At 67.2% G+C, this 20,648-nt stretch carries 14 protein-coding genes and 1 pseudogene; 10 read left to right on the top strand and 5 right to left on the bottom strand.

Annotated features, from left to right (window positions below):
- Positions 1–235 precede the first annotated feature (235 nt).
- From RX327_RS00370 to RX327_RS00385, 4 genes are all read left to right on the top strand, one after another.
- On the top strand, positions 236–2,746 hold the full coding sequence (locus RX327_RS00370) for a sensor histidine kinase (RefSeq protein WP_317249121.1): 2,511 nt from the start codon (positions 236–238) through the stop codon (positions 2,744–2,746).
- Positions 2,743–4,266 carry a tRNA (adenosine(37)-N6)-threonylcarbamoyltransferase complex ATPase subunit type 1 TsaE gene (gene tsaE, locus RX327_RS00375; protein ID WP_317249122.1) on the top strand — a complete coding sequence of 508 codons (1,524 nt, stop codon included), beginning with the start codon at positions 2,743–2,745 and terminating at the stop codon, positions 4,264–4,266. Before RX327_RS00370 ends, tsaE begins: the two co-directional genes overlap by 4 nt.
- An 87-nt stretch (positions 4,267–4,353) precedes the next feature.
- Positions 4,354–4,674, top strand: coding sequence for a PilZ domain-containing protein (locus RX327_RS00380; RefSeq protein ID WP_317249123.1), 321 nt, complete (start codon positions 4,354–4,356; stop codon positions 4,672–4,674).
- A gap of 125 nt (positions 4,675–4,799) precedes the next feature.
- Complete coding sequence (locus RX327_RS00385) at positions 4,800–5,522, top strand: nucleotidyltransferase family protein (RefSeq protein WP_317251421.1); 723 nt, start codon at positions 4,800–4,802, stop codon at positions 5,520–5,522.
- A gap of 16 nt (positions 5,523–5,538) precedes the next feature.
- On the opposite strand, the gene RX327_RS00390 is transcribed toward RX327_RS00385, so the two are convergent.
- Together RX327_RS00390 and RX327_RS00395 are read right to left on the bottom strand one after the other, a co-directional pair.
- On the bottom strand, positions 5,539–6,552 hold the full coding sequence (locus tag RX327_RS00390) for a DUF2891 domain-containing protein (RefSeq protein ID WP_050383446.1): 1,014 nt from the start codon (positions 6,550–6,552) through the stop codon (positions 5,539–5,541).
- A complete protein-coding gene (locus tag RX327_RS00395) occupies positions 6,549–7,472 on the bottom strand; it encodes a hypothetical protein (RefSeq protein ID WP_244481771.1) in 924 nt (307 codons plus the stop codon). The genes RX327_RS00390 and RX327_RS00395 overlap by 4 nt, the downstream gene beginning before the upstream one ends.
- 54 nt (positions 7,473–7,526) lie before the next feature.
- Between RX327_RS00395 and RX327_RS00400 the strand changes: the two genes are divergently transcribed.
- From RX327_RS00400 to RX327_RS00425, 6 genes and pseudogenes are all read left to right on the top strand, one after another.
- On the top strand, positions 7,527–8,486 hold the full coding sequence (locus RX327_RS00400; RefSeq protein WP_244481772.1) for a LysR family transcriptional regulator: 960 nt from the start codon (positions 7,527–7,529) through the stop codon (positions 8,484–8,486).
- Between the two features lie 80 nt (positions 8,487–8,566).
- Positions 8,567–11,713, top strand: coding sequence for a double-strand break repair protein AddB (addB, locus tag RX327_RS00405; protein WP_317249124.1), 3,147 nt, complete (start codon positions 8,567–8,569; stop codon positions 11,711–11,713).
- Complete coding sequence (addA, locus tag RX327_RS00410; protein WP_317249125.1) at positions 11,707–15,183, top strand: double-strand break repair helicase AddA; 3,477 nt, start codon at positions 11,707–11,709, stop codon at positions 15,181–15,183. The genes addB and addA overlap by 7 nt, the downstream gene beginning before the upstream one ends.
- A gap of 116 nt (positions 15,184–15,299) precedes the next feature.
- Positions 15,300–15,620 carry a thioredoxin gene (trxA, locus tag RX327_RS00415; protein WP_074121876.1) on the top strand — a complete coding sequence of 107 codons (321 nt, stop codon included), beginning with the start codon at positions 15,300–15,302 and terminating at the stop codon, positions 15,618–15,620.
- A 147-nt stretch (positions 15,621–15,767) separates the two neighbouring features.
- Positions 15,768–16,780 (top strand): annotated as a pseudogene (locus RX327_RS00420) (ATP-dependent DNA ligase).
- A gap of 84 nt (positions 16,781–16,864) precedes the next feature.
- Positions 16,865–17,323 (top strand): DUF2231 domain-containing protein, encoded by a 459-nt coding sequence (locus RX327_RS00425; RefSeq protein ID WP_050383451.1) that lies wholly within the window; start codon positions 16,865–16,867, stop codon positions 17,321–17,323.
- A gap of 106 nt (positions 17,324–17,429) precedes the next feature.
- Here the strand turns inward: RX327_RS00425 and RX327_RS00430 are convergent, their stop codons facing one another.
- From RX327_RS00430 to accD, 3 genes are all read right to left on the bottom strand, one after another.
- A complete protein-coding gene (locus RX327_RS00430; RefSeq protein WP_317249126.1) occupies positions 17,430–18,170 on the bottom strand; it encodes a metallophosphoesterase family protein in 741 nt (246 codons plus the stop codon).
- A gap of 113 nt (positions 18,171–18,283) precedes the next feature.
- A complete protein-coding gene (locus RX327_RS00435) occupies positions 18,284–19,528 on the bottom strand; it encodes a bifunctional folylpolyglutamate synthase/dihydrofolate synthase (RefSeq protein WP_410712227.1) in 1,245 nt (414 codons plus the stop codon).
- A gap of 95 nt (positions 19,529–19,623) precedes the next feature.
- Positions 19,624–20,565: an acetyl-CoA carboxylase, carboxyltransferase subunit beta gene (accD, locus tag RX327_RS00440; protein ID WP_317249128.1), complete on the bottom strand. Its 942-nt coding sequence runs from the start codon at positions 20,563–20,565 to the stop codon at positions 19,624–19,626.
- Between the last annotated feature and the right edge of the window lie 83 nt (positions 20,566–20,648).

Genomic DNA, 20,648 nt, shown 5'->3' on the forward strand with positions numbered 1-20,648 from the left:
CCCCACCCGGCCGCATTTTTTCACAGGGGATTCTGCGTTCACGGTCTGGACTCTTACTCGCCGAGTCCCGTTGGGACTATTCTGTTTTGATTCGAGCGCGACGGGGGGTCTTCGTCGGGCTGACTGGTCCTGCTTGGGCATGATCGGCGGACAAACGTTGTACGTTTGCCGTGAGGGAACACCGGTCTCCTCTTTTCCGGATCATGCCTGGGGTTTGTGCGTTCTGGGGCAACATATGTCGGGCGTAGTCGCGGCAATGCGTCGAACCCTGCTGTCATGCACCTCACTGGCGCGCGACGGCATGATTGGGCTCGCCATCACCGCACTGCTGCCGGCCCGCGCCTCGTTTGCCGCCGAGAGCCCGGTCGCCCAGGCGATGTCGGATCATTTCGGCTTCAATCACCAGGAGGTCGCGGTCCTCGCGACGTCGCTTGCGCTGGTCGGCTTCTCGGCCGTCGCCGCGATCCTCTTGATGCGCACCCGCGTGCGCGCGACGAGGAACGAGGAGCAGCTGCAGTCCGAGATCACGGACCTGCAGGCGCAATCGGACCGGCTGCGCGCGCTGCTGTTCGTCGAGCCGCAGGTCCTGATCTCCTGGGCCGCGGGCGACAACCGGCCGCAGATCTCGGGCGACATCTCGCTGGTGATGTCGCAGGAAGGCTCGCCGCAACGCGTCCTCGCCTTCGGAACCTGGCTGCCGCCCGAGCCGGCGCTGCAGATGGATCACGCGGTCGATGCGCTGCGCGAGAAGGGCGAGGCATTCCTGCTCAACCTCTCGACCTCGGCCGGCCGCGCCATCGAGGCGATCGGCCGCGCCATCGGCGGCCAGGCCATCGTCCGGATTCGCGAGCTCGGCGGGCTGCGCCGCGAGCTCGCCGAGTCCAACCTGCGCTTCAAGACGCTGCAGGAGGAAACCGAGCTGCTGCGCGATTTCGCCGCCGCCGCGCCATGGCCGATCTGGGCCAAGAGCCTCGAGGGCAACCTGCGCTATGCCAACGCGGCCTATGTCCGCGCCACCGAAGGCAAGAGCGTGTCGGACGCGCTGCAGCGCAATCTCGAACTGCTCGAAAGCGACCAGCGCGGCGAGCTGACCCGCGCGCTGAACGACAATGCCAGTTATGCCGCGCGGCTGCCGATCGTGGTCAGCGGCGAGCGGCGGATCTACGACGTGCAGGCGCTCAAGCTCTCCGGCGGGAGCGCCGGCATTGCGATCGACGCCAGCGAAGCTGCGGCGCTGCGCGCGGCGATCGCGCGGATGGTCGAAGCGCACCGGCGCACCCTCGACCAATTGTCCTCGGGCGTCGCGGTGTTCGATACCGACCGGCGGCTCGCCTTCTACAACGATTCCTATCGGCGGCTGTGGGACCTCGACCGCACCTTCCTCGACGCCAACCCTGACGATTCCAGCGTGCTCGACCAGCTCCGCGCCGCGCGCAAGCTGCCGGAGCAGCCGGATTTCCGCGCCTGGAAGGCCAAGCTGCACGAAGCCTATCGCGCGGTCGAGACTGCCAAGGACACCTGGTTCCTGCCCGACGGCCGCGCGCTCTCGGTCGTCACCACGCCGAACCCCGAAGGCGGCGTCACTTACCTGTTCGACGACGTCACCGAGAGCCTCGACCTCGCCCGCCGCTTCGACGGCCTGATCCGCGTTCAGCGCGAGACGCTGGACAGCCTCGCCGAGGGCGTGGCGGTGTTCGGCAGCAACGGACGCGCCGAACTGTTCAACCCGCCGTTCGCCAAGATGTGGAAGCTGCCGGCCGACGCGCTGCAGGGCGAGCCGCATATCGAGGCAGTGGAAGCGCTGTGCCGGCCGCTGTTCGACGACGCCCTGACCTGGCGCACGCTGCGCGAATCGATCACCTCGATCGAAAACCGCGCCGACGTGCCGCTGAAGCTGGAGCGCAAGGACGGCAGCGTGCTCGACGGCATGATCCGGCCGCTGCCCGACGGCGCCACCATGCTGACGTTCCAGGACATCACCGACACCGAGAACGTCGAGCGCGCACTGCGCGAGCGCAACGAGGCGCTGGAGGCCGCCGACCAGATGAAGGTGGATTTCGTCCACCACGTCTCCTACGAGCTGCGCTCGCCGCTCACCACCATCATCGGCTTTGCGCATTTCCTCAGCGATCCCTCGACCGGGCCGCTGACGCCGAAGCAGGCCGAATATCTCGACTACGTCACCAAATCGACCAATGCGCTGCTCGCGCTCACCAACAACATCCTGGATCTCGCCACCATCGACGCCGGCGCGATGAAGCTGGAACTCGGCCCGGTCAATATCGGCCAGGCGATCGAGGCCGCGGCCGAAGGCATCCAGGATCGCCTCGCGACCGACCGCATCACGCTGAAGGTCGATATCGAGCCCGACATCGGCGCCTTCGTCGGCGACGAGCGGCGCGTGGTGCAGGTGCTGTATAATCTGCTCGCCAACGCGGTCGGCTTCTCGCCGCACGATGCCACCGTCACGATCAGCGCGCACCGCACCGAGCACCGCGTGGTGTTTGCGGTGACCGATGCCGGCCCCGGCATTCCGGCCGAGATGCGGGACAAGGTGTTCAACTGGTTCGAAAGCCGCTCGCAGGGCTCGCGTCACCGCGGCGCCGGGCTCGGCCTGTCGCTGGTGCGCTCCTTCGTCGAGCTGCATGGCGGCAAGGTGCGGGTGGATTCGATCGTCGGCCGAGGCACGGTCGTGATCTGCGATTTCCCGACCGACCAGGCGGCGCATCGCGACGCCGCCGAATGACGGCGACCTCGACATTCTCGGTGGCACTCGCGAACGAGACCGCGACAGCAGAGCTGATGGCCGACCTCGCGCTGCTGGTCGGCCCCGGTGACGTCATCACCCTCACCGGCGATCTCGGTGCCGGCAAGACTGCGGCAGCACGCAGCCTGATCCGCTACCTCGCCGGCGACGAGACGCTGGAAGTGCCGAGCCCGACCTTCACGCTGGTGCAGGGCTACGAGCTGCCGCCCTTCCCGGTGATGCATGCCGATCTCTACCGCGTCGAGGACGAGAGCGAGCTCGAGGAGATCGGCCTGTCGCCGCTCCCCGACGACGTCGTGGCGCTGATCGAGTGGCCGGAGCGCGCGCCCGACGCGATGCCCGCCAACCGCATCGATATCGCATTCAGCCATCGCCCGGCGCTCGGATCGGCGGCACGCGCGGCCGAGATCACCGGCCATGGCAAGGGCGCAGCGAAGGTCGCGCGACTCAACGAGCTGCGCCAGTTCCTCGATCGCGCGGGCTTTCTCAATGCCCGGCGCGAACGCATGCCGGGCGATGCCTCGACACGCTCCTATGCACGGCTGCGCAACGACGACGGCACCGTCATCCTGATGAACTCGCCGCGCCGTCCCGACGGCCCGGCGATCTACAGCGGCCAGTCCTATAGCGCAGCGGTGCATCTCGCCGAAGACGTCAGGCCGTTCGTCGCGATCGGAAACGGCCTGCGCAAGCATGGTTTCTCCGCGCCCGCGATCCGCCACATCGATCTCGGATCCGGCTTCCTCATCACCGAGGATTTCGGCGCCGAAAGCGTCATCGATGGCGATCCACCGCAGCCGATCGCCGAGCGTTACGAGGCCGCCGTCGACATGCTGGCGGCACTGCACCGCGAGGTGCTGCCGGAGCAATTGCCGCTGACGTCAGACGAGAGCTACGACATCCCGGTGTTCGACATCGACGCCTGGCTGATCGAGATCGGGCTAATGCTTGAATGGTACCTGCCCGACCGCGGCGTGCAGCCGAGCGAGGAGCTTCGCGCCGAATTTCTCGGGATGTGGCGCGGCCTGCTGGAGAAGCCCGCAGCCGCGCCGCGGACCTGGGTGATCCGCGACTTCCATTCGCCGAACATCATCTGGCTTGCCGAACGCACCGGCATCCTGCGCGTCGGCATCATCGATTTCCAGGACGCGCTGCTCGGCCCCGCAGCCTATGACGTGGTGTCGCTGCTGCAGGATGCCCGGATCGATGTGCCCGAGCAGCTCGAGTTGTCGCTATTGACCCGCTACATCAAGGCGCGGCGCGCGACCGATGAAGGCTTCGATGCGGCCGGCTTTGCCGAGCTCTACGCCATCATGTCGGCGCAGCGGAACACGCGCCTGCTCGGCACCTTCGCCCGGCTCAACCGCCGCGACGGCAAGCCGCATTATCTGCGTCACCAGCCGCGGATCTGGACCTACCTCCAGCGCTCGCTGGCGCATCCCGCGCTGACCAGCTTCCGCATCTGGTACACAGCCAACGTCCCTCCTCCAGTACCGTAGTTTACGGGTTATTAGCCTCGGGTCCCCTAAGGTTGCCGAGCCCGCACCTGATCCATGGCGCGGCCGGATCTGGAGCGGGACCACACGATGGGGACGGAACGACGCAAGGGCGATCGTGTCACCTTTGAGCGCGGCATAGCGGCGCACATCATGGGAATCGACGGCACCTGGCGGCGCGACTGCACCATGGAGGACGTCTCCGAGAGCGGCGCCAAGCTGACCATCGACGGCTCGGTGGAAGGGCTCCATCTGAAGGAATTCTTTCTCCTGCTGTCGTCCACCGGGCTGGCGTACCGGCGCTGTGAGCTTGCCTGGGTCAATGGCGACCAGATCGGCGTCAATTTCCTCAAACAAGGCGACAAGAAGAAGAAAACCGCCAGACGCGGCACGCAAGCTGCCGACGTCTAGGCCAGGGTCGTCATTGCCGTCTTACGGCCGTCATGTCTCGTGACTATGGCGTCTGATTGATGTGCTTGCCGAATCGCCGTGATATGATCGGCGCATGAGAGATGATGACCGAGAATATCCGGAAGATGCCCGTCACTCCCCATAAAGCCATGGTGCTCGCCGCAGGGTTTGGCCTGCGCATGCGCCCCCTGACGGACACGATGCCGAAGCCGATGGTGCCGGTGGCCGGCCAGCCGCTGCTCGACCACGTGCTCGACAAGCTCGCCGGCGCCGGCGTCAGCGAAGCCGTCGTGAACGTGCACTATTTGCCCGACCAGATCATCGAGCACGTCAAGACCCGCAGCCATCCGCGCGTGACCATCTCCGACGAGCGCGACCAGGTGCTCGGCACCGGCGGCGGCGTGGTCAAGGCGCTGCCGCTGCTCGGCGACGCGCCGTTCTTCCATGTCAATTCCGACACGCTGTGGATCGATGGCGTGCGTTCGAACCTGACGCGGCTCGCTGAAAATTTCGACCCGGCGCGGATGGATATCCTGCTGCTGATGGCGCCGACAGCAACCAGCATCGGCTATGGCGGCCGCGGCGACTATTCGATGTTGCCGGATGGCGCGTTGCGCAAGCGGCGCGAGCACCAGGTGGTGCCGTTCGTCTATGCCGGCGCCGCGATCATGTCGCCTGCGCTGTTCGCCGACGCGCCGGCCGGCGAGTTCTCTTTGACCAAGATGTTCGATCGCGCCAACGAGCAGGAGCGGCTGTTCGGCCTGCGGCTTGACGGTGTCTGGATGCATGTCGGCACTCCAGACGCGATCCAGGCCGCGGAAGAAGCCTACCTGGAAAGCGTCGCGTAGGCGGCACCCGTCGTCGTCAGCCCTCGGCGTCGATCGCGAGCACCGCGAAGCTTGCAAGCCAGTGTTCGCCCATATAGTCGCCGGCGATATGCGGCAGGCCGGCGTCGAGATGACGGCGCGCGGCATCCTGCAGGATCGGACGACGGGCATCGGCCGCCGGCAACGTGCCGGCCAGCGAACGCCAGCACCATGCGCGGCTGAGATTGAGCCCGTCGAGATGCGCCAGCTTGCCATCCGTGCGATCGGTGACCGTGGCGGGCCGGAACAGGGTTGCTGGTTCGCGCAGTTCGAGCCGCGGCAGGAAGCGGTCGAACCAGGGCAGGAAGTCGCCCGGCGCCAGCAGCCGGCGCATGCACTCCGCTTCGATCAGCGCGGACGACTGGAAGTCGTCGCCGCTCGGCTCACCCCAGGCGGGGCAGTCCTGATCGGCGCCGTACCAGCGCAGCGCCGTGTCGCGCAACAGCGCACCGAACGCATCGTCCTGTGTCACTGCGGCGTAGTCGGCCGCCATGCGCAGCCCGAACGCGGTGTTGAAATGGGTGCCGACCCGCACCGGATAGGTGGCGAGCGGCAGGAAATCGCGGAAACGCTGTGCGAAAATCCCGGCAAGCGGAGCGATCCGCTCGCGCCAGTTGGTGTTCTCGAGGAGCGAGAGCTCTGCCGCAAGCTTCAACAGCCAGCCCCAGCCGTAAGGCCGTTTGAAGCCGCGCGCGGTCGGGGTGGCGAGATAGCTGCATTCGGCCGCGATCTTCTCAGCAACAAACTGCGCGTCGAACAGCGCGCGGATATCGTCCGCCGCCTCCGATGAGGGATAGCGGCGCAGCAGCCGGGCAAGCATCCAGTAGCTGTGGACGCAGGAGTGCCAGTCGTAGCTGCCGAAGAACACCGGATGCAGCTCACGCGGCGTGCGCGCATCCTGCGGCCCCGCCAGCACGTGATCCGGCTTGTTCGGATATTCGCGCGTGACATGGCCGAGCGCGATGCGCGCGAAGCGGACGGCGAGGTCTTCGGTCAGGATCGTCGCGCTCATGGTGAGGCATTCTCCTTGCGCTCGCGGCGAACAAGCATCTCGATCAGCCGCGGCGTCATATAGATCGGAAACTGCGTCGCGGCGAAGAACAAGGCCGTCATCGGCGACACCGCAGCGCCCATCGCCGACCAGACCAGTCCGACATTGCGGTTGCCGAGAATGAGGCCGCTGGTCAGCCGTGCAGCCAGATTGCCCGGCGTGAGCAGCGCGCCACACAATTGCAGGGCGATATTGCAGGCGAAAGCAAGGCCGACGCAGGTGAACGCGGCGGCCGGTTGCGCCTCGATCTGGGTGCGCACCCCGGCCATGGTGGCGATCGCAAACAGCAGCAGCGAGGCGAGCACGAGCGCGTCGATGATGCGTGCATGCTGCGTCAACCGTGCAGCGGCCTGACGGCGCAGCAGCAACGCCAGACCGCCGGCGGCGCCGACCAGCAGCGCCAGCCGCGTCGCAAGCGCCAGCGGATCGAGCGCGAGACCGGCAAATCCCGCGGCGATCAGCGGCACCGTGACCGGCGCGAGCGCCATCGACAGCAGCGTCACGGCCAACGGAATGGTCGCGTCGAAGCCGAGCATGCGCGCGACGGCCGCCGTGCCGCTCGACGGCGGCGCACACACCGACAGCACCAATGCGACGATCAACTCGGGTCGAAAGCCGGCGCCGCGCGCGGCAAGGCCGACTGCAAGCGGGCTCGCCAGCATGGCGAGCGCCGGCAACAGCAGCCAGACCAGCGGCCGCCGCAACGCGCGTCGGAACGCCGTCCCGTCGACCTGGAGGAAGGTGCCGAGCACCAGAACAAAGATCGCCGCCGCCATCAGCGGGCGCACGCCATCCGCCAAGGCCGGGAAAGCCAATCCTGCCAGCACGCCGATGATCAGCAGTGTCGGCCCGCGCGGCACCAGCCTCGCAAATCTCGCCAAATTCCTGGGTCCCGTCGTCATGTCCGGCCAACGAGCATAGGCCGGAGCAAATCATTGTTGAAATCGATTATTGTTATATACACTATTGCTACAATGAATTTAGCCGCCATCGATCTCAACCTGCTGGTCGCCTTCGAGGCGCTGATGGAGGAGCGCCACGTCACCCGGGCGGCCGAGCGCATCGGGCTCGCCCAGCCGTCCATGAGCAGCGCGTTGCGGAGGCTGCGTGCGCTGTTTGCCGACGAACTGTTCCTGCGTGCCGGCGCGGGCATGCAGCCGACCGAAAAGGCGCTGGCGCTGGCCGGGCCGATCGGCGAAGCGCTGCGACAAATCCGGAGCGCGTTGGTGCCCGATCAGGGCTTCGATCCGGCCATCGCGCGACGGCGCATCACCATCGCCGCGACCGACTACGGCGATCTCGTTGTGGTGCCGGAACTGACCCGGCTGCTGCGCATCGAAGCGCCCGGCATTGACCTTGCCGTGCGCCCGCTCACCGACGCGACGGTGGCGCTGGCGAAGCTGGAGCGCGGAGAACTCGATGCGCTGATCGGCGGGCACCTGCCGGAGTCGCCGCGCTGTGTCCGGCACCGGCTGTTCGAGGAACGCTTTGTCTGCGTCCGCGATACCGCGCGCACGAACCGATCGGAGCGCCTGAGTCTGGAAGATTACGCGACCCTGCCGCACGCGCTGTTCTCGGCGGCCGGCGGCGACGGCCTGCCGAGCGTGATCGACGCGTTGCTGGCGCGCCATGGACTGAAACGACGGGTGGCGGTGACGCTCGCGCATGTGGTGGCCGTCCCGTTCGCCGTGGCCGGCACCGACCTGATCGCCACGATGTCCGAGCGCGTCGCCCGGCGCTTCACGCATCTGGCCGACATTGCCGTCGTCGCGCCGCCGATCGACATCCCCGCCTTCGCGATCGACCTGATTCATACGAGCCGCGCCGCCCAGGATCCGGCGTTGCGCTGGTTCCTGGATGCCGCCGATCGCTGCGCCGGCCGATTGCGATATTGAGCGGTGACGGTTCTCCGACAGGGGTGGCTAACGACGGCCGCCGCTCCCTATATTGGCGCCGGATTCGAATCAGGCAGCCCATGCGCGTCTTCAGTGTTCCCGTTTCTGCGCCGTTCCTGCGGACCGTCATCTCGGCGCTGGTCGATGGCCGGCTGGTCGCGGGATTCGAGGCGCAGAACGATCCGGAAAGGCTCGCCAACGCCACGCTGTATCTGCCGACCCGCCGCGCAGGGCGGCTGGCGCGGGAAATCTTCCTCGATGTGCTCGAGTCGGACGCGGTCGTGCTGCCGCGCATCGTCGCGCTCGGCGACATCGACGAGGACGAGCTCGCCTTCGCCGACCAAAGCGAGGACGTCGGCGGCGCCGCGCCGCTGGAGATCCCGCCAAGGCTCGGCGAGCTCGAGCGCCGGCTGACCCTGGCGCATCTTGTCGCGGCCTGGGCGAAGACGCCGGTGTCGGCGCCACTGGTGGTCGGCGGGCCGGCCTCGACGCTGGCGCTTGCATCCGATCTCGCGCGCCTGATCGACGACATGGTCACGCGCGGAGTCGATTGGAGCGCGCTCGATGGACTGGTACCGGACCAGCTCGATCGGTACTGGCAGCACTCGCTCGAATTCCTGCGCATCGCGCGCATCGCCTGGCCCAATCATCTCGCGGAGATCAACCGGATCGAGCCGGCCGCGCGGCGCGATCTCCTGATCGCGGCGGAAGCCAAACGGCTGACCGCGCACCACGCGGGCCCGGTGATCGCCGCCGGTTCGACCGGCTCGATGCCGGCGACGGCGAAATTCCTGCACGTGGTGGCGAAGCTGCCGAACGGCGCGGTGGTGCTGCCCGGCCTCGACACCGATCTCGACGACGGCAGCTGGGACACGATCGGCGGCGAGCGCGGCGACGACGGCAGGTTCGTAACGCCGCCCTCGTCGAACCATCCGCAATTCGCGATGCACGCCTTGCTCGACCGCTTCGGCATCAAGCGTCGCGATGTCGAGAGCCTTGCCGACCCGGCGCCGCTCGGCCGCGAGGTGCTGGTGTCGGAGACGATGCGTCCCTCGACCGCAACGGCGCAGTGGCACGACCGGCTGGAACGGCCGGAGATCGTGGCGCGGATTTCCGCCGGGATGACCAACCTCGCTGTCGTCGAAGCCCCCAACCCTGAAATGGAAGCGCTCGCGATCGCCATTGCGATGCGCGAGGCGCGGCATCTCGACAAATCGGCGGCGCTGGTGACGCCCGACCGCGCGCTGGCGCGGCGGGTGATGGCGGCGCTGACCCGATGGGACCTCGCCTTCGACGATTCGGGCGGCGATGTGCTGATGGAAACACCGGCCGGCGTGTTCGCCCGCCTGACCGCGGAGGCGGCGACGAAGGGGCTGGAGCCGCCGACATTGCTGGCGATGCTGAAGCATCCGTTATGCCGGCTCGGCCGTTCGCATGGCGCGCTGCGGCGCGCGATCGAGGTGCTGGAGATCGCGCTGCTGCGCGGCACGCGGCCGCAAGCCGGGACCGCCGGCCTCGCCCGCGACTTCGCGCGCTTCCGCGCCGAACTGATCAAGCTGCACGGCGGCGAGACCTCGTCGCTGCACGCGATGGAGCCGCGCGCCCGGCTGCGCGACAACGAACTCAACCGGGCGCAGGACCTGATCGCCAAGTTGCAGGCGGCGCTGGCGCCGCTCGAAGGCATGGCGTCGTCAAAACCCTATGATTTCGCCGAGCTCGCCGCGCGCCACCGCGAGGCCCTGATTGCGCTGTCCGGCGATCAGAACGGCGTTGCTGTCGCGTTCGAGGAGCGCGCCGGTGCGTCGCTGGCGTCCGCGTTCGACGAGCTGCTCGCCAAGCAGCAGCCGAGCGGGCTGATGACGCCGCTCGCCGACTATCCCGAGGTGTTCCAGACCGCGTTCGCCGACCGCATGGTGCGGCGGCCGGAAGCGGCGCGCGCGCAGCTCAACATCTTCGGCCAGCTCGAAGCCCGTCTCACCGAATCCGATCGCGTCATCCTCGGCGGTCTGATCGAAGGTGTCTGGCCGCCGGCGCCGCGCATCGATCCCTGGCTCAGCCGGCCGATGCGGCACGAGCTCGGGCTCGACCTGCCGGAGCGCCGCATCGGCCTCTCCGCCCATGACTTCGCGCAACTGCTCGGCGGCGGCGAGGTGATCCTCACCCATTCCGCCAAGGCCGGCGGCGCGCCGGCGGTCGCCTCGCGCTTTCTGCATCGGCTCGAAGCCGTTGCGGGCGAGGCGCGCTGGAGGGCCGCGACATCGGCCGGCGAAACTTACGTGCAATATGCCGCCGAGCTCGACCGGCCCGACAAGGTCGAGCCGATCCCGCAGCCGGAGCCGCGGCCGCCGCGCGCGACGCGGCCGCTCAAGATGTCCGTCACCGAAATCGAAGACTGGCTGCGCGATCCCTACACGATCTACGCCAAACGCATCCTGCGGCTCGATGCGCTCGATCCGGTCGACATGCCGCTCTCGGCTGCCGACCGCGGCTCGGCGATTCACGATGCGCTCGGCGAGTTCACGCAGGTCTATGCCGACGCGCTGCCTGCCGACACCCTGCGCACGCTGCGCGAGATCGGCTCCAAATATTTTGCGCCGCTGATGGAGCGGCCCGAGGCGCGGGCGCTGTGGTGGCCGCGCTTCCAGCGCATCGCAGGATGGTTTGCCGAATGGGAGCAGGCCCGGCGCGGCCAGATCGAGGCCATCAAGGCCGAGATCCGCGGCGAGATCGGTATCCCGCTCGACGATGCCAGGACCTTCATCCTTTCCGCGCGCGCCGACCGCATCGAGCGCCGCCAGGGCGGCGGCTACGCCATTCTCGACTACAAGACCGGGCAGCCGCCGACCGGCAAGCAGGTCCGCATGGGCCTGTCACCGCAGCTCACGCTGGAAGCCGCGATTTTGCGCGAGGGCGGCTTCCCCGACATCCCGGCCGACTCCTCGGTCGGCGACCTCGTCTATGTCAGGCTGAGCGGCAACAACCCGCCGGGCGAGCAGCGTTCGCTGGAGCTGAAGATCAAGACCAACGACACGCCGCAGCCGCCCGATGAGGCCGCCGACAGCGCGCGGCGCAAGCTGGAAGCGCTGATCCGTGCCTTCGAGGACGAGAGCCAGGCCTATACCTCGCTGAATCTGCCGATGTGGGCGAACCGCTACGGCACCTATGACGACCTCGCCCGGATCAAGGAATGGTCCGCCGCCGGAGGATTGGGGATCGAGGAATGGTGAAGGCGCCGCGCCCCATCCCCGACGAGGTGCGCGCGCGGCAGGCGCGGGCGTCCGATCCGACTGCATCGGCCTTCGTCTCGGCCAATGCCGGCTCGGGCAAGACGCATGTGCTGGTGCAGCGCGTGATCCGCCTGTTGCTGTCGGGCGTGCCGCCGGAAAAGATCCTCTGCATCACCTTCACCAAGGCCGCCGCCGCCAACATGGCCGAGCGTGTGTTCACCACGCTCGGGCATTGGGTGACGCTGGATGATGCCGGGCTCGATGCCGCGATCCGCGCCGTCGGCATCCCGCATCCGAGCGCAAAGCTGCGGCGCGAGGCACGGAAGCTATTCGCCTGCGCGCTGGAGACCCCGGGCGGGCTGAAGGTGCAGACCATCCACGCGCTGTGCACCCGCCTGCTCCAGCAGTTTCCGTTCGAGGCCAACGTGCCGGCGCGCTTCGCCGTGATCGACGAGCGCGACCAGACCGACATGATGGAGCGCGCCAATCTCGCGGTGTTCCTCGAAGCGTCGCGGATTCCCGACAGCCCCATCGGCCGCGCGCTGCGGACGGCGATGGCAAATGCCGCCGATGTCACCTTCAAGGAAGTCGTGCGCGAGGCGTGCCTCAGCCGCGATCACTTCATGGCCTGGACCGACACCGCGGGCAGCGCCGCGGCCGCCGCCGCGCAGATGTCGGCGGCGCTCGGCGTCTCCGCCGACGATCGCATCGAGAATGTCGAGCGCGAGATCGTCGACGGTCCGAATCTGCCGCGCTCGGGCTGGAAGGAGATGGCGACGCTCCTCGATACCAGCAGCAAGGCGGATCAGAAGCAGGCAGAACGGCTGCGGAGCGCGCTGACCTTCACCGGTGCAGCCCAGGTCGACGAATATCTCGGCGTCTTCCTCACCGACGACCGCGCGCCGCGTGCGTCTGTCGTCACCAACAGTTTCATCAAGAAGAATTCGGTCGCGGGCCATCGGGTCGAGGCGGAGATCGATCGGCTCGGTCCCTTGATCGAACGCCGCCGCGCCGTGGTCGCGCGCGACCGCACCGCCGCGCTGCTGCACATCGCGACCGCCGCTGCAGCGAATTACCGCCGCGAGAAGCAGGAGCGCGGGCTGCTCGACTATGACGACCTGATCGACAAGACGCTGGCGATGCTCGATCGCGTCGCCTCGGGCTGGGTGCACTACAAGCTCGACCGCGGCGTCGACCACGTACTGATCGACGAGGCGCAGGACACGAGCCCCCGGCAGTGGGACATCGTCGCGCACATCATCTCCGAATTCACCGCCGGCGAAGGCGCGCGCGAGGGGCTGAACCGCACCATCTTCGCGGTCGGCGACGAGAAGCAGTCGATCTTCTCGTTCCAGGGCGCGGCGCCTCACGAGTTCGATGCGCGCCGGCGCGAGCTGCATCGCAAGTTCACCGCGGCCGGGCTGAAATTCGATCCGGTCGCCTTCACCTATTCGTTCCGCTCGGGCGCGACGATCCTGCACTCGGTCGACCACGTCTTCCGCGAGCAGGACATCTTTCGTAGCATTCATGCGGTCGAGAATGGCTACCCGATCCACAACGCGATGGCCGATGCGGGCCCCAGCCTGATCGAGCTGTGGGACCTCGCCGAGGCCGACGACAGGCAGGACATCGAGGGCTGGCGCGCCCCGTTTGACGGCGTCGCCGTCACCAGTCCCGAGGTCAAGCTCGCCCGCCGCATCCAGACCGAGATCAAGCGGCTGGTCTCCAGCGGCACCATGACCGGCAGCGCCGGCGGGCGGCGGCCGCTCAGCTATGGCGACATGCTGATCCTGGTGCGCCGGCGCGGCAACGCCTTCGACGCCGTGATCCAGGCGTTGAAGCATGCCAACATTCCGGTCGCCGGTGCCGACCGGCTGAAGCTCACCGAGCACATCGCCATCACCGACCTGATGAACCTTGCCGACGCGCTGCTGCTGCCGCAGGACGATCTCGCACTCGCGGTGGCGCTGAAGAGCCCGCTGTTCGGGCTCGATGACGACGATTTGTTCAAGCTGGCGTACGAGCGTCGCAGCTCGCTGCGCGACGCACTGGCCGGGCAGGCACCGACGGATGAGCGATTCGCGGCCGCGCTGCGGCGTCTCGAACAATGCGAGCGCCGCTTCACCCAGGAGACGCCGTTCGCCTTCTATGCCTGGCTGCTCGGCGGCGACGGCGGACGCGCGCGCATCCTGCGCCGGCTCGGCCACGAGGCCAACGATGCGCTCGACGAATTCCTGGAGCTGGCGCTGAACTATGAGCGCAAGGCGCCGGCCTCGCTGCAGGGCTTCATGGCCTGGTTGCGTTCGGCCGACACCGAGGTGAAGCGCGACATGGAGATCTCGCGCGACGAGGTGCGGGTGATGACCGTGCACGGCGCCAAGGGGCTCGAGGCGTCCGTCGTGTTCATGGTCGACACGACGACCTCGCCGTCGGACACGCAGCGGCTGCGGCTGATCCATCTGCCGCAGGGCAATGCCGCGCCGAACGCGCCCGGGGTCGTGGTGTGGGCCGGCAAGAAGGCCGAGGATCCGCCCGGCGTCGCCGAGGCGCGCAAGGCGATGCTCGAGGAGACCGAGGACGAGTATCGCCGCCTGCTCTACGTCGCGATGACGCGCGCGGCCGACCGGCTGATCGTCGGCGGCTGCATGCCCGGCAACATGAGTACGGTGCGCAAATCGTCCTGGTACGATCTGATCACCAAGGGACTCGCCAATTCCGGGCTCAAGCTCGAGGAGCTGGAGACGCCCGGCGGCAAGGTGATGCGCTATTCGCGGCCGGATGACGTCGCCGATCTCGCCGGCGCGGCTGCGTCAGCGGCCGCGGTGCCGATCGAGCTGCCGTCCTGGCTGCGTGCTGCGGCCGCACCGGAAGCATCAGCGGCGAGCATGCTGCGCCCGTCCGATCCGGCTGATGACGACAGCCATCCGATCCGAACCGGCGAATCGGTGCTGCTGCGTGCCCGCGCCCTGCAACGCGGCACGCTGGTGCACCGTCTGCTGCAATCCCTGCCCGACGTGGCCCTCGAGCGGCGGCGCAGCGCCGCGCTCGGCTACCTCGCGCGCAATGCCGACGGCTGGAGCGAACAGGAGCAGGCCGTGCTCGCGGATCAGGTGCTCGGCCTGATCGCCGATCCGCGCTTTGCCGCCGTGTTCGCGCCCGGCAGCCGCGCGGAAGTCTCGATCGTCGGGCGGCTGGAGCGGCCAGGCCAGCCGAAGGCGCTGGTCTCGGGCCAGATCGACCGCCTGGTTGTGACGCCGACCGACGTCCTGATCGTCGATTTCAAGACCAACCATGCCCCGCCCAGGACCGCAGCCGAGGCGCCGCGGGGCTATGTCCGGCAGCTCGCGCTGTACCGTGCGGTACTCGCCAGGCTTTATCCCCAGCGGCCCGTGCGGGCCGCCCTGCTCTGGACCGAAACGACTGAAATCATGGAGATTTCCGCCTCCGCGCTGGACGCCGCCCTGGCATAAGTTCATGTCGGCGTGAGCAAGCTTGACCCGGCAAGGGGGCATTCATACGTTTGCCCCATGCTCCCGGGCGCGATTCTCAACCGCGCCCTTTTGTCCCAACCGAACGAGGTACACACATGGCCGTTAGCAAGGTTTCCGACGCTGATTTCGAAACCGAAGTGCTCAAGGCGAACGGCCCCGTGGTCGTCGATTTCTGGGCTGAATGGTGCGGCCCCTGCCGCATGATCGCGCCCGCCCTCGACGAGATCGCCGGCGCGATGGGCGACAAGGTCAAGATCGTGAAGCTCAACGTCGACGAGAGCCCGAAGACCGCCTCCAAATATGGCGTGATGTCGATCCCGACCCTGATGATCTTCAAGGGCGGCGAGATGGCCTCCCGCCAGGTCGGCGCGGCGCCCAAGGCGAAGCTGCAGCAGTGGATCACCTCCGCGGTCTGATCCTGCTCCTTCTGATTAATAAATTCGTGCACGGCCGGCGGATTCGCCGGCCGTTTGCGTTGGGACCGTGTGTGTTGCGTTTGAAGGTCCCCGCACTTGCCCTCACCGCGTCAGAAGCCCGCTTCCAGGTCCACGCCGCTCGTCGCGATGGAGGCGCGTTCGGTCGACGAGATCCCGCGCGGCAAGGAATGGCAATATGAACCCAAGTGGGACGGCTTCCGCTGCCTGCTGTCGCGCGAGGGCGGCAACGTCGATCTGCGCTCGAAATCCGGCGAGGATCTTGCGCGCTATTTCCCCGAGATCGTCACCGCCGCGCTGAAGCTGAAGGCGGATCGTTCGTGCTCGATGGCGAGATCGTGGTGCCGCACGGCCGAACGTTCTCTTTTGACGATCTCCTGCAGCGCATTCACCCTGCCGCCAGCCGGGTGATGCGGCTCGCACAGGAAACGCCGGCCTTGTTTCTGGCGTTCGATCTCTTGGCCGCGCCAGCCAGGAAGAAGCTTTCCGGTCAGCCCTTGAGCGAACGACGACCGCAGCTCGAGGCGTTCGCCAGGTCGCAACTGAAATCCAATTCCAGCTTTCGGCTGTCCCCGGCGACGACAAGCTACGCGCTTGCCAGGAAATGGCTCGCGCAATCCGGCGGCGGCTCGGATGGCGTCATCGCCAAGCGCGTCGACCTGCCTTATCAGGCGGGCAATCGCGACGGCATGCAGAAGATCAAGAAATTCCGTAGCGCCGATTGCGTGGTCGGCGGCTTCCGCTACGCCACCAACGAGATCGCCGGTCGCAAGGTGGTCGGCTCGCTGCTGCTCGGGCTCTACGACGATGACGGCCTGCTGCACCATGTGGGCTTCACCTCCGCCATCAGGCAACAGGACAAGCCGGCGCTCACCGACCGCCTCGAGCCGTTGATCGCCAAGCCTGGCTTCACCGGGAACGCGCCGGGCGGGCCGAGCCGCTGGTCGACCGAACGCTCGGCGAAATGGTGCCCACTGAAGCCGAAGCTCGTCATCGAGGTCTGCTACGATCATTTCAGCGGCGACCGCTTCCGCCACGGCACCTCGATCCTGCGCTGGCGCCCGGACAAGGCGCCGCGGCAATGCCGCTTCGACCAGCTGAAGCAGAAGGTCGCGGATCCCATGAAGCTGTTGCGGGGGTGACGGCACTGCTGGTGCGCTGCAGCGAAATAGGAACCCGGACAGGCGGTCCATGTTGAGGGATCAAATGGCCCTCAGGAGGGATCCATGTCGAACCCCAGATCAACCGCGCAGGTCGCGGGACATCCTATCCATCCGATGCTTATTCCGTTTCCGGTCGTATGCTTTGTTTTGACCTTCGTTGCCGATCTCGCATTCTGGAAGACGGGCACTGACTTCTGGGCCAGCGCCTCACTCTGGCTGCTTGGTATCGGCCTGATCATGGCCGCGCTCGCCGCCGTCGCCGGCGTGATCGATCTCCTCGGAGACGATCAGGTCCGCAACCTTTCCGATGCGTGGCAGCATGCCGGCGGCAACGTCATCGCGGTGCTGATCGAGCTGTACAACTGGTATTCGCGCTTCGAGCACGGCACCTCCGCCATCGTGCCGACCGGTCTCGCGCTATCGTTCATCGTGGTCCTGATCCTGCTGTTCACCGGCTGGAAGGGCTGGGAGATGGTCTATCGCGAGCATGTCGGCGTCTCGGATGAGGCGCACATCCATTAAAGCGCGATGAGATTAGGTTGAATCGTCATCGCGCCTTCGCTCTTTGTTTGAGCATGATCTTTTCGGAAAACCGCTTCGCACTTTTCCGGATCATGCTTTAGGCAAGTCAGCGTATCCATCCCGTCGCCAGCGCCGAGGCGAGTTCGGCCTGGCCGTGCTGGCGCGCCAGCGCCGCCATTGCCGCGTGGTCGTAGGGGATGTGGCGGAAGGTTACGTCCCAGCCACCATCGACCCGCTCGAGGATCGCATAGCGCGCATCGGGCGAACCGGCCTCCACGACATGCGGATGCGGCTTGCCGGCGCGATAGCCGGGCGAGCCGACGCTACCGGGATTGACGATCAGCCGGCCGTCGCGAAGCCGCACGGCGCGCGGAGTGTGCGTGTGTGCACAGAGGATCAGCGATTGCGGCACGCCGGCCGCTCTCGCCTCGATCGCTTCCAGCGAGGACATGCAGACTTCGCCGCCCGGCAGCACGGTCTCGAGCCAGTAGGTCTCGTCATCCTGGGGCGTTGCATGACAGAGGAAAACCTCGTCGCGATAGATCGAATTCGCCGGCAGCGTGCGCAGCCAGTCAAGATGCTGCGGCTCGAGCTGGGTATAGGTCAGCCGCTCCCAGGAACCCATTTTCTCATGCGGGCGATCGAGCAGATAGCGGTCGTGATTGCCGAGCACATGCACGGCATCGAGCTGCATCAGGATCTCGATCGTGCGGCGCGCATCGAGCGGGCCGCTCAGCATGTCGCCGAGATTGACGATGTCGGCGATACCGTGCGCGCGGATGTCCGACAGCACGGCTTCGAGCGCGAGATGGTTGCCGTGGACGTCGGCGATCGCGGCAAAACGCATGGTATGATGTCCTGCCGTAGCCCGGATGCAGCGAAGCGTAATCCGGGAGGGCTTCCGTGACGGATTGAAAGGCCCGGATTTCGCTTCGCTGCATCCGGGCTACAACACAAACGTTATGCAGGAGGCGTGCCGTTGATCGCCAGCACGTGGCCGGCGAGATACAACGAGCCAGTGATCAGGATGCGCGGCGGTACGTCGTAGGCCAGCGCGGCAAGCCGCCGCAAGGCGGCGTCGACGCCATCAGCGATCTCGACCCGCATGCCGAGCGCCCGCGCGGCGTCAGCCAACCTGTCCGGCGCCATGCCGTTGTCGCGGCCGGGCACCGGGACGGCGATAATGTGGCGGGTGAGGCCGGCGAAATTGGCGAGAAATCCCTGCGCGTCCTTGTTGGCCATCATGCCCGCGATCACCACCAGCGGCCGCGACACCCGTTCCTCGAGATCGCCGAGCGCCGCCGCAGCGACACGCCCGCCCTCCGCATTGTGGCCGCCGTCGAGCCAGATCTCGGAGCCCTGCGGACCCTGGCCGACCAGCGCGCCGGAAACCAGCCGCTGCATCCGCGCCGGCCATTCCGCATTGACGATGCCGGCTTCAAAGGCCGCGATGTTGAGCTTGAATGCGTCGATCGCGCGCAGCGTCGCAATCGCAAGGCCAGCATTGTCGAACTGGTGCCGGCCGAACAGTTTTGGCGCGGCGAGATCCAGCAGGCCGCGCTCGTCCTGATAAACCAGCCGGCCCCGCTCGACGCCGACATGCCATTGCTGGCCGGCCGCGTGCAGCGGCGCGCGCATGCGGTTCGCCTGCGCCTCGATCACGGCCATCGCATCCGGCGCCTGCTCGGCCGAGATCACCGGCACCTTGCGCTTGATGATCGCGGCCTTCTCGCCGGCAATCGACGTCAGCGTATCGCCGAGGAAATCCATGTGGTCCATGCTGACGGGCGTGATGACGCAGGCCGCCGGCGCATCGACCACGTTGGTCGAATCGAGCCGGCCGCCGAGGCCGACTTCAAGCAATGCGACATCGGCAGGATGCTTGGCGAACAGGCAGAACGCCACCGCCGTTTCCATCTCGAAGATGGTGATGGGATTGCCGGCGTTGATGCGTTCGCATTGCTCGAACGTCTCGCGCAGCTCGTCGTCACCGACGAGCACGCCGCCGCCCACGCGGCCGAGCCGGAAGCATTCGTTGATGCGGACGAGATAAGGCGAGGTGAAGACGTGCACGCGCAGGCCGGCGGCTTCGAGAATCGCGCGCAGATAGGCGATGGTCGAGCCCTTGCCGTTGGTGCCGGCGACATGGATCACCGGCGGCAGCTTGCGCTCGGGATGATCGAGCCGCTCCATCAGGCCGCGCATCCGATCGAGGCTGAGATCGATGCGCTTGGGATGCAGCGCCGATATCCGCGCGATCAACGCCTCGAACGAGGCTTGCGGTGAGGCGGCGCTTGCGGTCACGCGTGCGGCGCAGCCGGCACCGTCTCAGGCGCCGTGACGATCTGGGCCGGTTCGATGACCGGTGCCGTGGGCTTCGATACGGATTCCAGCGCCGGCGCCTTGGTCAGCAGTCGGCAGAGTCGCGCCAGCGTCGGGCGCAACTCGTGGCGATGCACGACCATGTCGACCATGCCGTGCTCCTTGAGGTACTCGGCGCGCTGGAAACCTTCCGGCAGCTTCTCGCGAATGGTCTGCTCGATCACGCGCGCGCCGGCGAAGCCGATCAGCGCACCGGGCTCGGCGATCTGCACGTCGCCCAGCATCGCATAGGACGCGGTGACGCCACCGGTGGTCGGATTGGTCAGCACGACGATATAGGGCAGTTTTGCCTCGCGCAGCATCTGCACCGCGACCGTGGTGCGCGGCATCTGCATCAGCGACAGGATACCCTCCTGCATGCGCGCGCCGCCCGAGGCGGCGAACACGATGAACGGCGACTTCTTCTCGACCGCGAGCTCCATCCCGCGCACGATGGCCTCGCCCGCGGCCATGCCGAGCGAGCCGCCCATGAAGTCGAAATCCTGCACGGCGACGACGATGGCGGAGCCTTCGAGCTTGCCGTAGCCGACCTTGATCGCGTCGTTCAGATTGGTCCGCGCCCGCGCATCCTTGATGCGGTCGACATATTTCTTCTCGTCGCGGAACTTGAGCGGGTCGGGCGTGACCTCGGGCAGCGCAACGTCGAACCAGGTCTCGTTGTCGAAGATCGACTTCAGACGCGCCACCGCGCCCATGCGCATGTGGTAGTTCGAGCCGGGAATGACGAACTGGTTGGCCTCGACGTCCTTGTAGAACACGAGCTGCCCGGAATCCGGACATTTGATCCACAGATTCTCCGGCGTCTCCCGCCGCAGCATGTTGCGGATCTTCGGCCGGACCACATTGGTAAGCCAGTTCATGGTTTGCTCCGAAATGCGGATCGGTTCCGCACCAGCTGGATATATGGCGGGCCGGGCGAGCCCGGCAAGCCGCCATCGGCGGC

The sequence above is a fragment of the Bradyrhizobium sp. BEA-2-5 genome (genome assembly GCF_032918025.1).
Lineage (GTDB): Bacteria > Pseudomonadota > Alphaproteobacteria > Rhizobiales > Xanthobacteraceae > Bradyrhizobium > Bradyrhizobium pachyrhizi.